This window comes from Streptomyces ardesiacus (assembly GCF_003112575.1).
GTDB classification, from domain to species: Bacteria; Actinomycetota; Actinomycetes; order Streptomycetales; family Streptomycetaceae; genus Streptomyces; species Streptomyces ardesiacus.
In genome coordinates this window covers 116823-134724 of the sequence record NZ_BEWC01000005.1, presented here as the reverse complement: position 1 = coordinate 134724, position 17902 = coordinate 116823, and the positions used below count along the sequence as shown (strand labels likewise).

13 protein-coding genes are annotated in these 17902 nt (G+C 71.7%); 5 read left to right on the top strand and 8 right to left on the bottom strand.

Annotation, left to right across the window (positions count from 1 at the left end):
• Positions 1-36 precede the first annotated feature (36 nt).
• Positions 37-1242: a MarP family serine protease gene (locus Sdi02f_RS17090; RefSeq protein ID WP_031085672.1), complete on the top strand. Its 1206-nt coding sequence runs from the start codon at positions 37-39 to the stop codon at positions 1240-1242.
• Positions 1243-1284: 42 nt separating this feature from the next.
• On the opposite strand, the gene Sdi02f_RS17085 is transcribed toward Sdi02f_RS17090, so the two are convergent.
• From Sdi02f_RS17085 to Sdi02f_RS17060, 6 genes are all read right to left on the bottom strand, one after another.
• A complete protein-coding gene (locus tag Sdi02f_RS17085; RefSeq protein ID WP_078861527.1) occupies positions 1285-1470 on the bottom strand; it encodes a hypothetical protein in 186 nt (61 codons plus the stop codon).
• Between the two features lie 149 nt (positions 1471-1619).
• Complete coding sequence (locus tag Sdi02f_RS17080; protein ID WP_053637896.1) at positions 1620-2588, bottom strand: alpha/beta fold hydrolase; 969 nt, start codon at positions 2586-2588, stop codon at positions 1620-1622.
• A complete protein-coding gene (locus Sdi02f_RS17075; RefSeq protein WP_030404233.1) occupies positions 2585-3073 on the bottom strand; it encodes a phage holin family protein in 489 nt (162 codons plus the stop codon). The genes Sdi02f_RS17080 and Sdi02f_RS17075 overlap by 4 nt, the downstream gene beginning before the upstream one ends.
• 64 nt (positions 3074-3137) lie before the next feature.
• Entirely contained in the window at positions 3138-4562 is a 1425-nt protein-coding gene (gene nhaA, locus Sdi02f_RS17070) for a Na+/H+ antiporter NhaA (protein WP_030404232.1), read from the bottom strand.
• Between the two features lie 177 nt (positions 4563-4739).
• Entirely contained in the window at positions 4740-6695 is a 1956-nt protein-coding gene (gene acs / locus Sdi02f_RS17065) for an acetate--CoA ligase (protein WP_030404231.1), read from the bottom strand.
• Positions 6696-6957: 262 nt separating this feature from the next.
• Positions 6958-9576 carry a SulP family inorganic anion transporter gene (locus Sdi02f_RS17060; protein ID WP_108933595.1) on the bottom strand — a complete coding sequence of 873 codons (2619 nt, stop codon included), beginning with the start codon at positions 9574-9576 and terminating at the stop codon, positions 6958-6960.
• A gap of 254 nt (positions 9577-9830) precedes the next feature.
• On the opposite strand from Sdi02f_RS17060, the gene Sdi02f_RS17055 reads away from it, so the two are divergent.
• On the top strand, positions 9831-11126 hold the full coding sequence (locus Sdi02f_RS17055; protein ID WP_053637893.1) for a polysaccharide deacetylase family protein: 1296 nt from the start codon (positions 9831-9833) through the stop codon (positions 11124-11126).
• A 31-nt stretch (positions 11127-11157) separates the two neighbouring features.
• Here the strand turns inward: Sdi02f_RS17055 and Sdi02f_RS17050 are convergent, their stop codons facing one another.
• Positions 11158-12138, bottom strand: a complete 981-nt coding sequence (locus Sdi02f_RS17050) for an ATP-binding protein (protein ID WP_030404228.1) — start codon at positions 12136-12138, stop codon at positions 11158-11160.
• Positions 12139-12249: 111 nt separating this feature from the next.
• Between Sdi02f_RS17050 and Sdi02f_RS17045 the strand changes: the two genes are divergently transcribed.
• Entirely contained in the window at positions 12250-13074 is an 825-nt protein-coding gene (locus Sdi02f_RS17045) for a Fic family protein (RefSeq protein ID WP_053637891.1), read from the top strand.
• 448 nt (positions 13075-13522) lie between these two features.
• Here the strand turns inward: Sdi02f_RS17045 and Sdi02f_RS17040 are convergent, their stop codons facing one another.
• Complete coding sequence (locus Sdi02f_RS17040) at positions 13523-14380, bottom strand: HAD family hydrolase (protein ID WP_174843361.1); 858 nt, start codon at positions 14378-14380, stop codon at positions 13523-13525.
• A gap of 714 nt (positions 14381-15094) precedes the next feature.
• On the opposite strand from Sdi02f_RS17040, the gene ssd reads away from it, so the two are divergent.
• Complete coding sequence (ssd, locus tag Sdi02f_RS17035; RefSeq protein ID WP_108933593.1) at positions 15095-16285, top strand: septum site-determining protein Ssd; 1191 nt, start codon at positions 15095-15097, stop codon at positions 16283-16285.
• A gap of 413 nt (positions 16286-16698) precedes the next feature.
• Positions 16699-17871: a TadA family conjugal transfer-associated ATPase gene (locus Sdi02f_RS17030; protein ID WP_167458212.1), complete on the top strand. Its 1173-nt coding sequence runs from the start codon at positions 16699-16701 to the stop codon at positions 17869-17871.
• Positions 17872-17902 lie beyond the last annotated feature (31 nt).

The window sequence follows — 17902 nt, the reverse complement described above, 5'->3', positions numbered from 1 at the left end:
CTGCGTACCGCAGACGACAAGACGAGGCCTGAATCGGTGAACGTGCTGGACATCCTGTTGCTGCTGGCCGCCGTCTGGTTCGCGATCGTCGGCTTCCGGCAGGGCTTCGTCGTCGGCATCCTGTCGGTGATCGGCTTCCTCGGCGGCGGTCTCGTCGCCGTCTACCTGCTGCCGGTGATCTGGGACGCGCTGACCGACAACGCGGAGGTGAGCACGACCGCCGCGGTCGTCGCGGTCGTCGTCGTCATCGTGTGCGCCTCGGTCGGCCAGGCGCTGACGACCCATCTGGGCAACAAGCTGCGCCGCTACATCACGTGGTCCCCGGCCCGCGCCCTGGACGCCACCGGCGGCGCCCTGGTCAACGTCGTCGCGATGCTCCTGGTCGCCTGGCTGCTCGGCTCCGCCCTCGCGCGGACCACGATGCCGACGGTCGGCAAGGAGGTGCGGCAGTCCACGGTGCTGGCGGGCGTGCAGGAGGTCCTGCCCGCGGGCGCCGAGAACTGGTTCGACAACTTCACCTCGGTCCTCGACAAGAACGGCTTCCCGCAGGTCTTCAGCCCGTTCTCCAACGAGACCATCCCCGACACCCCGCCACCGGACCCGGTGCTGGCGAACAGCCCGGTCGCCGTCAGCGCCAAGCGCTCCATCGTCAAGGTCATGGGCACCGCCCCCGACTGCGGCAAGGTCCTGGAGGGCACCGGCTTCGTCTTCTCCGACCGCCGGGTGATGACCAACGCCCACGTCGTGGGCGGTGTCGACGAGCCCACGGTGCAGATAGGCGGCGAGGGCCGGAAGTACGACGCGACGGTCGTCCTCTACGACTGGCGGCGCGACATCGCCGTACTGGACGTGCCCGAACTGAACGCGCCCGCACTGCGGTTCACCGACGACGACGAGGAAGCGCAGCGCAACGACGGCGCGATCGTCGCGGGCTTCCCGGAGAACGGGGCGTACGACGTGCGCGCCGCCCGGGTCCGCGGGCGCATCACGGCCAACGGCCCCGACATCTACCACCGCGACACCGTCCGACGGGACGTCTACTCGCTGTACGCGACCGTCCGTCAGGGCAACTCCGGCGGCCCGCTGCTGACTCCGGAGGGCGAGGTGTACGGCGTGGTGTTCGCCAAGTCCCTCGACGACCCGGACACCGGTTACGCGCTCACGGCGGACGAGATCCGCGACGACATCAGCAAGGGCCGCTCTGCCGACCAGCAGGTGGACAGCGACCGCTGCGCCCTCTAGGTCCGCGGGCGGGTCCGGGCGCCGGTGCGGCGACGCGGAGTCTCAGGTCCGTGGATGGCGCAGGCGTACGGAGACCCAGCGGGCCCGGCGGCGCAGGATGCGCGGAATGCCCACCCGCAGGTCCGCGCCCGCGAGTTGCGGGGTGCCGCCGCGTCGGTGGGTACTGCTCGCGCCGCTCGTGGAGCGGCCGTCGCGTGCTACGTCACTGTAGTCGTGCGTCCAGCCCATACCCGGACGTGTGCCCCCGCCCCAAGGTCGATAACCGTTCCCGGAGCCCTCAATTGGCCTATGCGCCGGGCAAGTGGCCGTTCATGGGACAAGCATTCCGGTTCGGATACCGGGCGCATCCGTTCGGTGACCGATCGCTCGCACCGCGGTCACCGGTCGGGTTCGGGATCCTTCAGCCAGTTGATCAGTTCGGTCGAGAAGGCGACCGGGTCCTCTTCGTGCGGGAAGTGCCCGAGCCCGTCGAACAGCCGCCAGCGGTAGGGCGCTTCGACGTACTGCCCCGACCCGGCCGCGCTCCGCGTCCGCATCACGGGGTCCAGGGAACCGTGCAGATGCAGCGTCGGCACGCGCACCGGCCGCTTCATCCGCCGATAGAACTGGATGCCGTCCGGACGGGCCAGGGAACGCACCAGCCAGCGGTACGGCTCGACCGAGCAGTGCGCCGTGGAGGGGATGCACATGGCCCGGCGGTACGCCGCCACCGCGTCGTCGTCGAGGGGCTGCGGCCCGGACCACTCGTGGAGCAGCCGGCCCACCAGCGCGCCGTCGTCCGCGGTCAGTTGACGCTCCGGCACCCAGGGGCGCTGGAAGCCCCAGACGTAGGAGCCCGCCCGGCTCTGGCGGACGTCCCCGAGCATGGCCGAGCGCCAGCGCCGGGGGTGCGGCATCGAGGACACCGCGAGCCGCCGTACGAGCTTGGGGCGCATCGCGGCGGCCGTCCAGGCCAGGTAGCCGCCGAGGTCGTGACCGACCAGCGCGGCGTCCGGCTCGCCCAGCGAGCGGACCACGCCGGTGATGTCGAGGGCGAGCCCCGCCGGGTCGTAGCCGCGCGGGGTGCGGTCGCTGCCGCCGACGCCGCGCAGGTCCATGGCGACCGCGCGGAAACCGGCGTCGGCGAGCGCCGTCAACTGGTGGCGCCAGGTCCACCAGAACTGCGGGAAGCCGTGCAGCAGCAGCACCAGCGGCCCGTCACCCAGCTCGGCGATGTGGAAGCGGGCGCCGTTGGCCGCGACGTCGCGGTGGGTCACCTCGGGTCCGCCCGGGATGCCGAGCCGGACGACCGACGTGGGGTGCTGCGCCGAGGGGGATTGCCCCGAAGGGGTGGTGGAGCCCGTCATGAGGACGAGCGTGCCACAGCCTCGATCGCCTCGGGGGACCGGTCCGCGGGCAGTTCCGGACGCGGGTGCGGCTTGGCGTTCTGGAGCACGCCGGCCGTCTGCTTCACCGAGGCGGCCACCTTCTGCGGTCCGCGGCCCTTCTTGGCCTTCTTCGCGAAGACGATGCCGATCAGCGCGAGGAGGCCCGCGACCAGCACATTGGCCGCGAAGGACAGCAGGAAGCAGACCGCGAGGTTCCAGTGGCTCCAGGTGCGGATGCCGTAGGCCAGCGCGAAGCTCAGCATCGGCAGCGAGAACAGCAGGACCAGGCCCGCGGCGGACAGGGCGCCACCGCTGGTCACCCCGCGCTTGACGTCGGTCTTGAGCTGCGCCTTCGCCAGCGCGATCTCGTCGTGCACGAGCGCCGACATTTCGGTGGTCGCCGAGGCGAACAGCTCGCCGATGCTGCGTTCGGTGCCGACCGGGCTGCCGTCGGGTGCGCTCATCGCGGTCTCCCTCTTCTGCTGGCTCGTCTGAGTACGGTTCCGTCTTTTGTACCGTCTCGTCAGATCATGCCGGACGGTCGTCCTCCTCGCCTGCCCCGCCCGTCACTTCGGCAAGCCGCGCCGACTGCATCTCCTCGGCGATCCGGCGGTGCTCGGCGGCCTTCTTCTCGTGGACGGCGGCCATGCGCAGGTGGTACGCGGGGTCGTCCTCCTCGTAGACGTCGGGGACACCGCTGAAGTCGTCGTCGCGCTCCTCCTCCGCGACCATCCCCCGGTACTTCGCGTTCCGTACCTTCAGCAGTACCGTCGCCAGCGCCGCCGCGATCAGCGATCCGCACAGGACGGCGGCCTTGACCTCGTCGGTCATCGCCGCGTCGCCGTCGAAGGCCAACTCGCCGATGAGCAGCGAGACGGTGAACCCGATGCCGGCCAGGGTGGCCACCGCGAACACGTCCGCCCAGGCCAGGTCCTCGCTGAGCGACGCCTTGGTGAAGCGGGACGTCAGCCAGGTGCCGCCGAAGATGCCCAGCGTCTTGCCGAGGACGAGTCCGAGCACCACACCGAGGGTCTCCGGCTTGGTGAACACGTCGGCCAGAGCCCCGCCCGAGACGGCCACCCCCGCGCTGAACAGGGCGAACAGCGGCACGGCCAGACCGGCCGACAGGGGACGCACGAGGTGCTCGATGTGCTCGCCGGGGGAGTGGTCCTCGCCCTCGCGCGTGTGGCAGCGCAGCATGAGGCCCATCGCGACACCGGCGATGGTGGCGTGGATGCCGCTGTTGTACATCAGGCCCCAGATCACCAGGCCGAGCGGGACGTACACGTACCAGCCGCGTACGCCCTTGCGCAGCAGCAGCCAGAACACGACGAGGCCGGCGACCGCGCCGCCCAGCGCGGCGAAGTTCAGGGTGTCGGTGAAGAAGACCGCGATGATCAGGATCGCGAACAGGTCGTCGACGACGGCGAGCGTCAGCAGGAAGGCGCGCAGGGCGCTCGGCAGCGACGTGCCGATGACGGCGAGCACGGCGAGCGCGAAAGCGATGTCGGTGGCCGTCGGCACGGCCCAGCCGGACAGGGAACCGCCGCCGACGGTGGCGGTGACGGTGTAGACGACCGCCGGTACGGCCATGCCGCACAGCGCCGCGATCACCGGGAGCGCGGCGGCCTTGGGGTCCTTGAGGTCACCGGCGACCAGTTCGCGTTTGAGTTCGATACCGGCGACGAAGAAGAAGATCGCGAGGAGTCCGTCGGCCGCCCAGTGCGCCACCGACAGGTTGAGGCCGAGTGCCCCGGGGCCGAAGTGGAAGTGGCTGACGCTCTCGTAGCTGTCGTGCAGCGCCGGTATGTTCGCCCAGACCAGGGCGGCGATCGCGGCGAGCAGCAGCAGGACGCCGCCGACGGTTTCGGTGCGCAGCGCGTCCGCGATGTAGGTGCGCTCCGGAAGGGACAGCCGTCCGAAGGCTTTGCGGGGGGTGCGGGGCGCGGTCACGGGGAGAACCTCCGGTCGTTGGGCAGCACGGAACACGTGCCGACCAGACTTCCCGGCGCACCATGAGGATCTTGATGGGTTGCTTGTGTTCTCCCCAGCTTACCCGGGCCCCGGCGCACACACCGGGCGAGGGCACCCGGCACGTGCGCGACGCCGGGTGCCCTCGGTGGCCGTGGCTCAGTCCTCGCTGGGCGCGGCCGGGAGCTTGGACTGGATGAGGTCCATCACCGTGGAGTCCGCCAGCGTCGTGACGTCGCCGACCTGACGGTTCTCCGCGACGTCGCGCAGCAGGCGGCGCATGATCTTGCCGGAGCGGGTCTTCGGCAGCTCCGAGACCGGCAGGATCCGCTTGGGCTTGGCGATCGGGCCGAGGGTGGCACCGACGTGGTCGCGCAGCTCGGCGATCAGGCCGTCGCTCTCCGCGGTGGTGCCGCGCAGGATCACGAAGGCGACGATGGCCTGCCCGGTGGTCTCGTCCGCCGCGCCGACGACGGCCGCCTCGGCGACCGAGGGGTGGGAGACGAGGGCCGACTCGACCTCGGTGGTGGAGATGTTGTGCCCCGAGACGAGCATCACGTCGTCGACGCGGCCGAGGAGCCAGATGTCGCCGTCGTCGTCCTTCTTGGCGCCGTCGCCCGCGAAGTACTTGCCCTCGAAGCGCGACCAGTACGTGTCGATGAACCGCTGGTCGTCGCCCCAGATGGTGCGCAGCATTGACGGCCACGGCTCGGTGAGGACCAGGTAGCCGCCTCCGCCGTTGGGTACCTCGTTGGCCTCGTCGTCGACGACGGTGGCGGAGATGCCGGGCAGCGGGCGCTGGGCGGAGCCCGGCTTGGCGTGGGTGACGCCCGGCAGCGGCGTGATCATCATCGAGCCGGTCTCGGTCTGCCACCAGGTGTCGACGACCGGGGTGGCGTCCGCGCCGATGTTCTTGCGGTACCAGACCCACGCCTCGGGGTTGATCGGCTCGCCGACCGAGCCGAGGACGCGCAGGGACGACAGGTCGAACTTGGCGGGGATGTCGTCGCCCCACTTCATGAACGTCCGGATCGCGGTGGGCGCGGTGTAGAGGATCGTCACGCCGTACTTCTGCACGATCTCCCAGAACCTGCCCTGGTGCGGGGTGTCCGGGGTGCCCTCGTACATGACCTGCGTCGCGCCGTTGGCGAGCGGGCCGTAGACGATGTACGAGTGCCCGGTGACCCAGCCGACGTCGGCGGTGCACCAGAAGACGTCGGTCTCCGGCTTGAGGTCGAAGACGGCCCAGTGCGTGTACGCCGTCTGCGTGAGGTAGCCGCCGGAGGTGTGCAGGATGCCCTTGGGCTTCCCCGTCGTGCCGGACGTGTACAGGATGAACAGCGGGTGCTCGGCGTCGAACGCCTCGGGCGTGTGCTCGGGGGACTGCCCCTCGACGGCCTCGTGCCACCACTTGTCGCGGGAGTCGTCCCAGGCGACGTCCTGGCCGGTGCGGCGGACGACGAGCACGTGCTCGACGATCCCGGCGCGCTCGACGGCCTCGTCGACGGCGGGCTTGAGCGCGGACGGCTTGCCGCGCCGGTACCCGCCGTCGGCGGTGATGACGACGCGGGCGTCGGCGTCCTGGATACGGGTGGCCAGGGCGTCCGAGGAGAAGCCGCCGAAGACGACCGAGTGCGCGGCGCCGATGCGGGCGCAGGCCAGCATCGCGATCGCCGTCTCGGGGATCATCGGCATGTAGACGGCGACCCGGTCGCCCTTCCGCACGCCCAGCTCCAGCAGGGCGTTGGCGGCCTTGGAGACCTCGTCCTTGAGCTGGGCGTAGGTGATGGCGCGGCTGTCGCCCGGCTCGCCCTCGAAGTGGATGGCGACCCGGTCGCCGTGGCCGGCCTCGACGTGGCGGTCCACGCAGTTGTAGGCGACGTTCAGCGTGCCGTCCTTGAACCACTTGGCGAACGGCGGGTTCGACCAGTCGAGCGTTTCGGTCGGCTCCTTCGCCCAGGTCAGGCGACGGGCCTGCTCGGCCCAGAAGCCGAGCCTGTCAGCCTTGGCCCGTTCGTACGCCTCTGCCGTGACGTTGGCGTTCGCGGCCAGGTCGGCGGGGGGTGCGAACCTGCGTTCTTCCTTGAGCAGGTTGGCCAAGGATTCGTTGCTCACGACATCTCCCTTTCTCAGGGTTGTCCGTTGTGTCCCAGGCCACAGCTCATCAGACCCGGGGGGCCGATGACAAGGGTCGACGGGCAAATGGTTTAGACCTGTTGTGGTCGCCGCCTGCCCTGCGGTGTCTCCTCCGTGGCTTCGTGGTCCGTGGTCACCCGTACCCACGGACGCCGACGGCGCGGGGTTCAGCGTGTGTAACGCCGCTCACACCGGCCCGCGCCACGGCTCTGCCGGAATCGTCCGGACGGCGCAGTCGCTCTCAGGCGGTCAGGTCGATCTCCGGCACCAGCTCGAACACGCCCCCTTCCGCGTCCTGCGCCAGCAGGTACGACTGTGCCTCGCCGACGTCGAAGTACATGCCGTGCAGCTCCAGGTCCCCGCTCCGAAGCGCCCGGGCCACCGACGCGTGGGCGCGCAGGTGCTCCAGTTGCTGGACCACGTTGGCCAGGCACAGCTGCTCGGCCGCGTCGGCGATTCCGCGTCCGGCCAGACGGGGGCGGGGACGAGGACGGGACCCGGTGTGATCGGCGGAGCCGGAGCCGGAGCCGGAGCCGGAGCCCGCGTCCGCGTCGGCGTGTACGCGGTCCAGGCTGGGCAGCCCGTGCCGCAGCCACCGCTGGAGGGGAGTGCCCCTGCCCCCCGGCCCGGCGTGCCCGGCGCCGAGCAGGGCCTGCACGGCCCCGCACCCGGAGTGGCCGCACACCGTGAGGGACCGCACCTTCAGCACGTCCACCGCGTACTCGATCGCCGCGGCCACCGAGTCGTCGCCGCTCTCCTCGCCGGGCAACGGGACGAAGTTGCCGACGTTGCGCACGACGAAGAGGTCGCCGGGACCGCTGGAGGTGATCATCGACGTGACCACCCGCGAGTCGGCGCAGGTCAGGAAGAGCTGGGAGGGCTGCTGTCCCTCCCGCGCCAGCCGGGCCAGCTCGCGTCGCATCAGGGGCGCGGTGTTGCGGTGGAACGCGCTGATGCCACGGGCGAGTTCGCCTCCGGCCGGTCTCGCGGACCTGGCGGGCCCGTCGGGGGTGCCAGGTGTGCCAGGTGTGCCGGGTGCACCGGGTGCACCGGGTGCGCCGGGTGCGCTCGGACCGGTGGCCGGGGCGGTCGTCCCGCCGGTGGTCTTGTGGGCCGCGGTCTCGGCCGCTGCTGTGCCGGAAGCCGTGCCGGGGCCTTTGCCGACGGGCCCGCTGCGAGACCTGCCGCGGGGCCCGCCCGCGGTGGCCTGCCGGTCCGTGCCGGGTGGCGGCGCGGCCGGGGGGCGGTCGCACTGGTGGTTGCGCCACGGTGTCCAGGGTCGGCAGCGGCACCCTTCGGTCTCGGCCGGTTCGGAGATGCGGGTGCCGGGCCGACGGCCGCTGATGTCGACCGAGCCGCCCTGCGCGGTGTGCGTCTTCTGCCAGTCCTGCAGCGTCTCGTACGCCGCGTGGTCCATGAACGACCCGTCCAGCTCCACGACCGCGTCCGCTCCCTGGGGCACCTGGTGCAGGAGGCGGCTGAGCCGCGGCACGGCGAGGAACGTCAACTGGCCGCGTACATGTACGTGATGGACTCCTTCCGCTTCGTGGTGGGTGATCCGGGTGCGGGTGAGGCGGTGCAGGGCGACGCCGACGGCGACGGCGATGCCCAGGGCGACGCCCTCCAGGACGCCGAGGAACACCACGCCGCCGGTGGTGACCGCGTAGACCAGCACCTCACGGTGGCGGGTCACCGTGCGAATGTGGTTCAGCGAGACCATCTTGAGGCCGACGGCCATGACCAGGGCGGCGAGAGAGGCGAGCGGGATGAGCTCCAGGGCCGGGACCAGCAGTAGCGCGGCGATCACTACGAGAACGCCGTGCAGCATCGTGGAGTTCCGGCTGACGGCGCCCGCCGCCACGTTCGCGGAACTTCGCACCGCCACCCCGGCGACGGGCAGCCCGCCCAGCGACCCGGAGACGATGTTGGCGGCGCCCTGCCCGAGCAGTTCGCGGTCGAGGTCGGAACGCTTGACGTGGCCGGCCTGGGCGGGCCGGGCGGCGACCAGTTTGTCCACCGCGACCGCGCCGAGCAGGGACTGCACGCTGCACACCAGCGTGGTGGTGAGGACGGCGGCGACCAGGCCGAGTACCGGGCCGTCGGGCAGGGCGGCCAGGGCGTGGCTGCTCCAGGACGGCAGGTCGACCTTGGGCAGGATCAGCCCGGTGAGGGCGGCGACCGCGGTGGCGCCGGCGACGGCGATCAGGGCGGCGGGCAGTCTGCCCAGCACCTGACCGGCCCGGCCGGGGATGCGGGGCCACAGCAGCAGAAGGGTCAGGGTCAGCACGCTCACGGCCAGGTCGGCGGGGTGCAGATTCGCCAACTGGGCGGGCAACGCGACCAGGTTGTCCGGCACGGAGCTCTGCGGGGTGCCGCCGAGGACGATGTGCAGTTGGGCGACGGCGATGGTGACGCCGATGCCGGCGAGCATGCCGTGCACGATGGCCGGGCTCACCGCGAGCGCCGAGCGCGCCACGCGCAGGCAGCCCAGGCCCAGTTGGGCCAGCCCGGCGAGCACGGTGATGGCGCAGGTCGTACGCCACCCGTAGCGCTGGATGAGGTCGGCGGTGACCACGGTGAGTCCGGCGGCGGGGCCGCTGACCTGGAGCGGGCAGCCGCCGATCCGTCCGGCGACGATGCCGCCCACCGCGGCGGCGACGAGGCCGGCCTGGAGGGGCGCGCCGGTGGCCAGGGCGATGCCCAGGGAGAGGGGCAGGGCGATCAGGAAGACCGCGACCGCGGCCGAGACGTCGGCGCCCGCGACGCGGAAGCGCCGGGAACCGCCGGGCGGCGGGCTGTGTGGTGGGTGGACGTGCTTGGTCCGGGCCGAATCGGCGCGGGCGGGGACGCAGGCTGACATGTTCCCGACTCCTGAGGGTCGTTCGATTACAGCGAGTAAATAGAGAGTAATGCAGAGTAAAGAAGAGGCATAGGTTTTTACCGCGAATGGAGTAAGGCCCCGCGTATCCGAGTGAATCGGTTATTTCATCGGCTTGTCGTACTAATTCCTTCTCATTTCCGTGTCACCTTGACGGCGCTGACGCCACGGCCCGGCTCAGCACCCGACATCGCCTCGTCGGCGTTGGCCCGAGAGAAGGAAGAAGGTGGGCGGACATGGCCGCCACCCGCAGGATGGCCTCCCAGAGGATGGCCGCGCGCGCCGTGGTCGCCGCGGTCTGCGCCGCGTCACTCGCCGGTTGCGCGATCGACAGCGGCTCCGGTTCCGGGGAAGGCACGCAAGGTCCGGAGAAGGACAAGGGGAAAGCGGCACCGGCGCCGAAGAACGCGGTCCGGCTGATCGGCGACGGTTCCACCGCGTACACCGGGGCCCAGCCGCACCTGCCCCGGCCCGAACGTCTCAAGCCCGGCCAGAAGCCCCCGCAGTTCGTGGTGTTCTCGTGGGACGGCGCGGGCGAGGACAGTCAGAAGCTGTTCTCCCACTTCCGCGAAGTGGCCAAGGAGAACAACGCCAAGATGACGTTCTTCCTCAGCGGTGTGTACATGCTGCCCACCGAGAAACGGGACTTGTACAGCCCGCCCCAGCACTCCCCGGGCCGCTCCGACATCGGCTTCAACGACGAGCAGGGCATCACCGACACCGTCAAGCAGTTGCGGCTGGCGTGGCAAGAGGGCAACGAGATCGGCACCCACTTCAACGGGCACTTCTGCGGCGCCAACGGCGGGGTCGGCGAGTGGTCCGTCGAGGAGTGGAAGGAAGAGATCAGCCAGGCCAAGCAGTTCGTGAAGACCTGGAAGACCAACACCGGGATGAAGAACGCGGCGCCCCTCCCCTTCGACTACGACAAGGAGCTGATCGGCGCCCGCACCCCGTGCCTGGAGGGCCAGAAGAACTTCACGAAGGCCGCGAGCCAGATGGGCTTCCGCTACGACAGCAGCGGGGTGAACAACCAGGTCTGGCCGTCGAAGAAGGAGGGCCTGTGGGACCTGTCGATGCAGCTCGTGCCGTTCCCCGGCCACTCCTACGAGCAGCTCACCATGGACTACAACTACATGGTCAACCAGTCGGGCAGCGCCACCCAGGGCGACCCCGACAAGCGCGAGTTCTGGGGCGACCAGATGCGTGACAGCCTGCTCAAGGGCTTCGAGCGGGCCTACGACGGCAACCGGGCGCCGCTGATCATCGGCAACCACTTCGAGTCCTGGAACGGCGGCACCTACATGCGCGCCGTCGAGGAGGTCGTCGAGGCGGTGTGCAAGAAGGAGGAGGTGCGCTGCGTCTCCTTCCGGCAGCTCGCGGACTGGCTGGACGCGCAGGACCCGAAGGTGCTGAAGAAGCTGGGCACCCTCGGTGTCGGCCAGGCTCCCGAGAAGGGCTGGGCCTCCTTCCTGTCGGCCGCGCCCGCGCCGGCGCCCAAGGGAGTGCCCGGGGCACCGGCCGCCAAGCAGTAGCACCGCCCCGCCCCCGGGTGGCGCGGGGCGGTCACGCGGGGGCGGTGATCTCCTCGCCGAGCACGAAACCGGGGTCGACCTGCGCCGCCAGGTCGTCCCCGGTGCGCTCGTTGCCCCAACTGCGGGCGTTCTTCAGGTGGAAGTGGACCATCTGCTCCGTGTACCGCGCCCAGTCCCGCAACTCGTACGTCGCGTCGACGGCCGTGTGCAGCGTGCGCAGCGCCCGGTCGTTGGCCTCCTCCAGGAGGTCGAACCGGGGCGGGCGGCCCTTCTCCATGGCACGCACCCAGTCCGAGTGCCCGACGGTGACCAGCAAGTCCTCGCCGACCTGGTCGCGCAGGAAGTCGAGGTCGTCCTGGCCCTGCACCTTGTTGCCGACGACCTTCAGGGTGACGCCGAAGTCGCGCGCGTACTCCTTGTACTGGCGGTAGACGGAGACCCCCTTCCGGGTCGGCTCGGCGACGAGGAACGTGAGGTCGAAGCGGGTGAACATGCCGGAGGCGAACGAGTCCGAGCCGGCGGTCATGTCCACCACGACGTACTCGTCACGGCCGTCGACCAGGTGATTCAGGCACAGTTCCACCGCTCCGGTCTTGGAGTGGTAGCAGGCGACCCCCAGGTCGGCGTCCGTGAAGGGCCCGGTGACCATCAAACGGACGGTCCCGCCGTCGAGTTCCACCGGCCGGGCGCAGGCGTCGTAGACCGGATTGTCCTCGCGCACCCGCAGCAGGCGCGAACCCTCTCCCGGCGGCGTCGTCTTGATCATCTTCTCGGCGGAGGCGATGCGCGGGTTGGTGCCGCGCAGATGGTCCTTGATCAGCGCGAGGTGCTCGCCCAGGGCGGGCAGCGCGGCCGCCTCCGCGTCGTCGAGGCCCAGCGCGGCCCCGAGGTGCTGGTTGATGTCGGCGTCGATCGCGACGACGGGTGCGCCGGTGGCGGCGAGGTGGCGGACGAACAGGGAGGACAGGGTCGTCTTGCCGCTGCCGCCCTTCCCGACGAAAGCAATTTTCATGTTCACCAACGGTAGTGGCCTGATGGCGGTGCGTGGCGACCGGGCACGGTGCGGGGTGAAGAAGACCACTCATTCGTGGGGTGCGGTGCGGGTGTGCGTAGGGTCTTACCCATGAGTACGACAGGCGCGAACGCCGATCCGCTCGCGACCCTGGGTGCCCTGCCCGGGGTGGCCGAGTCCGTGGAGTCCGTCCGCAAGGCCGTCGACCGGGTCTACGGCCACCGGATCATGAGGCGCCGCAGCAACGAGATCACCTCCGAGGCGGCGCTGCGCGGCGCCCGGGGCTCGGCGGCGCTGTCCGGAGCGGACTGGGCCCTGGAGGAGGTGCGCCGGCGCAGCGACTTCAGCGGGGACGACGAGGCGCGCGCGGTGGGCGCCGCGCTCCGGCTCACCGCCGAGGCGGGGCAGTTGCTGTCCATCTGGCGTCAGTCGCCGCTGCGGGTGCTGGCCCGGCTGCACCTGGTGGCGGCCGCGACCCAGGCCGACGAGGTGGGGCGGCCCCGCCAGAAGAGCGAGCCGGTGGACGAACCGCTCGTCGAGCTGCCGCTGCCCGACGCCGAGGAGGCGCACGGCCGCCTGGACGGCCTGGCCGCGCTGATCACCGCGGGCGGTTCCGCGCCCGCGCTGGTGACGGCCGCAGTGGTGCACGGGGAACTCCTGGCGCTGCGCCCGTTCACCTCGCACAACGGGCTGGTCGCGCGCGCGGCCGAGCGCATCGTCCTGGTCGGCAGCGGCCTGGACCCCAAGTCGGTCTGCCCGGCCGAGGTCGGGCACGCCGAGCTGGGGCGCGCGGCCTATCTCGCGGCGCTCGACGGCTACGTCTCCGGGACTCCGGAAGGCATGGCCGCGTGGATCGCCCACTGCGGCAAGGCGGTCGCGCTGGGCGCCCGTGAGTCGACGGCCGTGTGCGAGGCACTCCAGCGCGGGGCGGCGTAGGGCACGCCGGGGCGTCCCGGTCCGCTCTCCCAGGTTTCGGCGTGCCTCGCGCGCGCGAGGCAGAAATGCGGCGGTACGAATACTCGTACCGCCGCTGGCACGACCGCCGGGTTACCAAGCGTCCTCGGTATGTGCCCATCAGGTCGGGAACTTCGCCCGTCACCTGGTGTGGCTGGCCCGTAATCGACGGGTCGACGTCGCGTGGGTGCCCGGTGTCCGTGCTCGGTCCGTGGGGCCAGATGCGTGTTTAAGGTGATCCTTTCGGATGTCCTTGGTCTCGCGGGCCGTTGAGTCCTTTGTACTCCTGGGCCCGAGCAAGCGGAAGACTTCGTCGCACTTCTTTACTTTTGCCCCATGCGCGGGTGAACGCGGGTGAAAGGGTGCAGCGGGCCGTGTCGGCCGTGTGGGCCGTGTGGGCCGTGTGGGCCGTGTGGGCCATGCGGGCCGGTCACGCGGCCGCGGACCGGCGCCGGCTCGCGTACCAGACGAGGCCTGCGGTGGCCGCCGCGGCGCCTATCGCGGCGGCGGCGACGAGCGCGGGCCGCGGGGGGGCGGAGAATCCGCCGAGCCGCTGCTTGAGCCGCACCGGCCGGTGGAAGTCGAGAATCGGCCACTCGCGCGTGAGAGCCTCCCGGCGCAGCGCCCGGTCGGGGTTGACCGCGTGCGGACGGCCGACGGCCTCCAGCATCGGCAGGTCGGTCGCCGAGTCGCTGTAGGCGTAGCAGCGGGCCAGGTCGTATCCCTCGGAGGCGGCCAGTTCCCGGATCGCCTCCGCCTTGGTCGGGCCGTACGCGTAGTACTCCACCTCTCCGGTGAAGCAGCCGTCGTCACCCACGACCATGCGGGTCGCCACCACGCGGTCCGCGCCGAGCAGTTCACCGATCGGCTCGACGACCTCGGCGCCCGACGTGGACACGATCACGACGTCGCGGCCGGCCGTGTGGTGCTCCTCGATGAGGGAGGCCGCCTCGTCGTAGATGATCGGGTCGATCAGGTCGTGCAGGGTCTCGGCGACCAGTTCCTTGACCAACTGGACGTTCCACCCGCGGCACAGCGCGGAGAGGTACTCCCGCATCCGTTCCATCTGGTCGTGGTCGGCTCCGCCGGCGAGGAAGACGAACTGGGCATATGCGGTACGCAACACAGCCCTGCGGTTGATCAGCCCGCCTTGGTAGAACGACTTGCTGAACGTGAGCGTGCTCGACTTCGCAATGACCGTCTTGTCCAGGTCGAAGAAGGCTGCCGTGCGGGGCATGGAGTGGCGCGCGGAGTGCGGCAAGGAGTGGTTTTCCACAAGCCCGAGCATAGGCGCAGCCCATTCGGCGTAAGGTGGGGCGCGTGGGTTTGCCTGAGAAGGCTCTCGGGTACACCATGGAAGTCACGGATCGTTCGCGACCGTGCTAACCCGGTCCGACTCCTCCCCCCCCCCGAGTCGGCCGTGGAGACGACCCCCGCTCTCCCCCCCGGCGGGGGTCGTCGCATGTCCGGGTGGGTTTTTTCGTTCTTCCCCTGATCCGGGCCCAGTGCCGTTGCGCGCGGGGCCTGGGTCTTGTCGCGGAGACGTTTGGCTACCGAGTGTAGTTGTCGGACTCCTCTGCGGGACTCGTACGCGGGATGGAACGGGGAGAGGCGCGGCTCACCGGTTCGAGTGAGTCGATATTCACAGCCATCGAGTTGTCCACAGATTTTGACCAAGATCCACACGATTTTCCGGACCGGTGCACCGTGATTCCCATGCGTTCGGGCCGCGCCGAGTTCTCCGGCCGGATCTGTTTGCCGGACGTGTGATGTCGGCCGCTCGTGCGGGACCGGTTTCCGGTTCCTCACGCGGCTGCGAATCGCGGGGCCGCACGGCTGCGCGAGAGACGACGAACGTCACAGACGCCACGAGACACGACACGGCGACACGACACCACGACGCACGGCCTGCGGCACACGGCGGCACACGGCGCCGCGAGACGCCGCGGACGGCCGGCGCGACCGCCGGAGCCGTGTGGAAGCCGAAGGGGGAAGCCGGACCATGACCGGAACCATCACGCACGACCCGCCGCCCGCCGCCGGAGGGCGGCAGAGCGGGCCCTTGATCGTCACCGAGGATCCGGACCTCCTCGACGACCTGCTGCGCCTGTGCGCGGCCGCGGGCGCCACACCGGAAGTGCACCACTCGGTACCCGCGTCGCCGCCGTCGACGCCGTCGGCGCTCACGGCGACGACCTCCTCGGCGAACCTGTCCCCGCCCGGGTCCGCACGGCCCGCCGGCTGGGAGGCCGCGCCCTTGGTCCTCGTCGGGGATGACGCGGCGCGGCGTGTGCGCGGAGCCGTCCGCAGGCGCGGAGTGGTCCTGGTGGGGCGTGACCAGGACGACTCGGGGGTCTGGCAGCGGGCGGTCGAGATCGGCGCCGACCACGTCCTGATGCTGCCCGACGGCGAGCAGTGGCTCGTCGACCGGATCGCGGACGTCGTCGAGGGCGTCGGCCGTCCAGCCCTCACCGTCGGCGTCATCGGCGGCCGGGGCGGCGCCGGGGCGTCCACGCTGGCCTGCGCCCTCGCCGTCACCTCCGCGCGGGAGGGACTGCGCAGTCTGCTGGTGGACGCCGATCCGATGGGCGGCGGCCTCGACGTCCTCCTCGGCGGGGAGACGGCCGACGGGCTGAGATGGCCGGCGTTCGCGGCCTCTCGCGGGCGGGTCGGCGGCGGCGCCCTGGAGGAGTCGCTGCCCGAGCTGCACTCGCTGCGGGTGCTGAGCTGGGACCGCGGGGACTGCGTCGCGGTACCGCCCCAGGCCGTACGCGCGGTGCTCGCGGCGGCCCGGCGCAGGGGCGGCACGGTCGTCGTGGACCTGCCCCGCCGGATCGACGACGGCGTCGCCGAGATCCTCGCCCAGCTCGACGTCGGCATCCTCGTCGTCCCCGCGGACCTGCGGGCCGTCGCGGCGGCGGGGCGGGTGGCTGCCGCGGTCGGCATGGTCCTGGGCGACCTCCGGGTGGCGGTGCGCGGACCGTACACCTCCGGACTGGACGACCGGGAAGTGGCCCGGCTGCTCGGCCTCCCCCTGGTTGGCGAAGTCCCGGTCGAGTCCGGGCTGTTGCGCGCCACGGAGAGCAGACGGCCTCCGGGCACGCCCTCCCGGGGCCCACTGGCGCGCTTTTGCCGGGGGTTCTGGGAAAGGGCGCTGGCGGACTCGGAGGGGCGGGGCGGGAGTGCCGGATGAGGGAGATGACCGGGGTGGTCGCGAGAGGTGGGAGGCAGGTCGGAGTGGACATGACGGATGCGGGGATGCGGGGCGGGGCGTCGGGGTGGCCCGCGCGGGCTGCCGCGGAGAAGGACACGGGCGGGAGAGGTCCCGGGGCGTCCGGCGGGCTGTCTGCGCCGGTGGCGTGCGAGGAGCCCACGGCCCGGACGGCACCGGGCTGGGCTTCCCGGCAGTCCGGAGGAGCGTCTGCCGACGGGGCCGCACAGCGCATCCCCGGGGCGTCGGCGGGACCGTCGCCCGCTGGACTGCCGGGGACGGTTTCCGGACGGGGAAGGGGGCCGGGACGAGCTCCCGCGCCGCCCTCGGCGACGGCCACGACCGTCTCGCGGAGAGGTCCAGGCCCCGCGCCGGGCGTGTTCGCCGCGCCCGGGATGCTCGACGGTGTGCGGCGTCGGCTCGCCGAGAGCGGTGCGGAGCCGACACCCGCGCGTGTGGCGCAGGCCCTGCGGGAGCAGGGGAGGGTCCTCGGGGACGCCGAGATCCTCGGTGCCGCCGAACAGCTCAGGTCGGAACTCGTCGGCAGTGGACCCCTCGAGTCGCTGCTCGCCGACCCGTCGGTGACGGACGTGCTGGTGTCCGCCCCGGACCGGGTGTGGGTGGACCGCGGCGGCGGCCTGGAGCTGACTCCGGTCGTCTTCCCGGACGCCGCCGCGGTACGGCGGCTCGCGCAGCGCCTCGCCACCGTCGCCGGGCGCCGACTCGACGACGCCCGGCCCTGGGTGGACGCCAGGCTGCCCGACGGCACCCGGCTGCACGCGGTGCTGCCCCCCGTCGCCGTCGACTGCACCTGCCTGTCGCTGCGGGTGGTGCGGCCGCGCGCCTTCACGCTCGACGAGCTGGCGACGGCGGGCACCGCGCCGCCCGGCGGTGACCGCGTGCTGCGCGCCCTGGTGCGGGCACGGCTGTCCTTCCTCGTCAGCGGGGGCACGGGCAGCGGCAAGACGACGCTGCTCAGCGCCCTGCTCGGGCTCGTCGGACCGGACGAGCGCATCGTGCTGGCCGAGGACTCCGCGGAGCTTCGGCCCGACCACGCGCACGTCGTCCGCCTGGAGACCCGGCCGGCCAATCAGGAGGGCGCGGGCCTGGTCACCCTGGAGGACCTGGTCCGGCAGGCACTGCGCATGCGCCCGGACCGGCTGGTGGTGGGCGAGGTGCGCGGACCCGAAGTGGCCCACCTGCTCGCCGCGTTGAACACGGGCCACAGCGGGTGCGGGACCGTGCACGCCAACGCCGCGGCCGACGTCCCGGCGCGGCTGGAGGCGCTCGGCACGGCCGCGGGCCTGGACCGCGCGGCCCTGCACAGCCAGCTGGCGGCGGCCCTCTCGGTCGTCCTCCACCTGGTCCGTGACCGCGCGGGCCGCCGCCGGATCGCCGAGGTGCACGTACTGGAACGCGACCCGTCGGGGCTGGTGCGGACGGTTCCGGCGCTGCGCTGGGGAGCGGATTCCTTCGTGGCTGAACGCGGCTGGCAGCGGCTGCGGGAGCTGCTGCGCGGTGCGGGGCTCGAGGAACGGGCGGCCTCCGGGCGGGAGGCGCGGGGATGACGAGCGTGACGGAGGCGGGCATGACGGGAGC

Bases quoted from the DNA above. Each gene is read 5' to 3' on its own strand.
- ssd (WP_108933593.1), top strand. From the start codon at position 15,095: ATGACCGGAACCATCACGCACGACCCGCCGCCCGCCGCCGGAGGGCGG.
- Sdi02f_RS17045 (WP_053637891.1), top strand. From the start codon at position 12,250: ATGAGTACGACAGGCGCGAACGCCGATCCGCTCGCGACCCTGGGTGCC.
- Sdi02f_RS17075 (WP_030404233.1), bottom strand. From the start codon at position 3,073: ATGAGCGCACCCGACGGCAGCCCGGTCGGCACCGAACGCAGCATCGGC.
- Sdi02f_RS17050 (WP_030404228.1), bottom strand. From the start codon at position 12,138: ATGAAAATTGCTTTCGTCGGGAAGGGCGGCAGCGGCAAGACGACCCTG.
- Sdi02f_RS17060 (WP_108933595.1), bottom strand. From the start codon at position 9,576: ATGTCAGCCTGCGTCCCCGCCCGCGCCGATTCGGCCCGGACCAAGCAC.
- Sdi02f_RS17085 (WP_078861527.1), bottom strand. From the start codon at position 1,470: ATGGGCTGGACGCACGACTACAGTGACGTAGCACGCGACGGCCGCTCC.
- Sdi02f_RS17040 (WP_174843361.1), bottom strand. From the start codon at position 14,380: ATGCTCGGGCTTGTGGAAAACCACTCCTTGCCGCACTCCGCGCGCCAC.
- Sdi02f_RS17055 (WP_053637893.1), top strand. From the start codon at position 9,831: ATGGCCGCCACCCGCAGGATGGCCTCCCAGAGGATGGCCGCGCGCGCC.
- Sdi02f_RS17080 (WP_053637896.1), bottom strand. From the start codon at position 2,588: ATGACGGGCTCCACCACCCCTTCGGGGCAATCCCCCTCGGCGCAGCAC.
- Sdi02f_RS17030 (WP_167458212.1), top strand. From the start codon at position 16,699: ATGCTCGACGGTGTGCGGCGTCGGCTCGCCGAGAGCGGTGCGGAGCCG.